This is a genomic window from Oleiphilus sp. HI0123 (genome assembly GCF_001635315.1).
Genome location: NZ_LWGE01001875.1, coordinates 1 through 822, shown reverse-complemented (window position 1 = coordinate 822; position 822 = coordinate 1). Strand labels below are relative to the sequence as shown.

The window sequence follows — 822 nt, the reverse complement described above, 5'->3', positions numbered from 1 at the left end:
ATAGTCGAATTAACTTTGTTACCCCAGAGCAAAGGCACTTAGGTCTGGATGAAGAAATATTATCGAAGAGGGATGAGCTTTATCGCAAGATGAAAAGAAAGAACCAAATAAGGTGGTCAAAAGCTACGCGGAACTGGGAGAAAGTGGGTGACGTTAAGTTGAACCCGGAGAAGGAAAAACAAGCAGCTTAAATGCTCAGGCGACAACTACCTTGAAAAACGCCGATACTGCTGGCTTGTTTTTTACTTGGGTAAAGCCTGAAATCTCGCTATGGTTTCTGGGTAATATAGCTTAAATTGAGAGCCCTTGTTTTGTTTGCAGCAGGTGGCAGAAAGTTATTAAACAATAATCGTATTAATGCATTTAAGGTGGATGTGGTTTCGATCGAGTTCAGTGGGAACGTAAACTTTAAAGGCATTACCACATAACCATAACCACCACCGGACTCATTAATATTCGCACCTTTTGCGCAAAGAAAAGCGCAAAAGTCGCCAACATCAATTCGCCAGTGTGGTAGGCGTTATACGTATGGAGATGTTCGTTGAAAATTGAGTGGGAAGTCGAGGAAAACGATGATTTATTTCCCTCAATTAAGTTGTTTTATTGTTTGTTCAAGCCAAAAGGGTATAAAACTAAAGTTAAACACTATCTGAAATTTGGGCAAGAAAATCTGAGTTATCACAAACAAGATTCTATAATTTGGCATATTTCATACAAAAGATTAGCTCGTTTAGAAACACCCAAAGCTTATGCTCCTGTGTCTTTATTCAATAATTCATTTTCGGTGTTTATTCATACAAACGACAATGACCAGTATGCTTT

Annotated in this window: 1 protein-coding gene and 1 pseudogene; both read left to right on the top strand. The window is 38.4% G+C overall.

Features of this window, described 5'->3' with window-relative positions; translation table 11 throughout:
- A pseudogene (locus A3761_RS28730) lies at window positions 1-191 on the top strand (IS3 family transposase); the annotation flags it as partial.
- Between the two features lie 350 nt (window positions 192-541).
- The coding region (locus A3761_RS28725; protein WP_231881312.1) for a hypothetical protein at window positions 542-822 on the top strand (281 nt) is incomplete at its 3' end.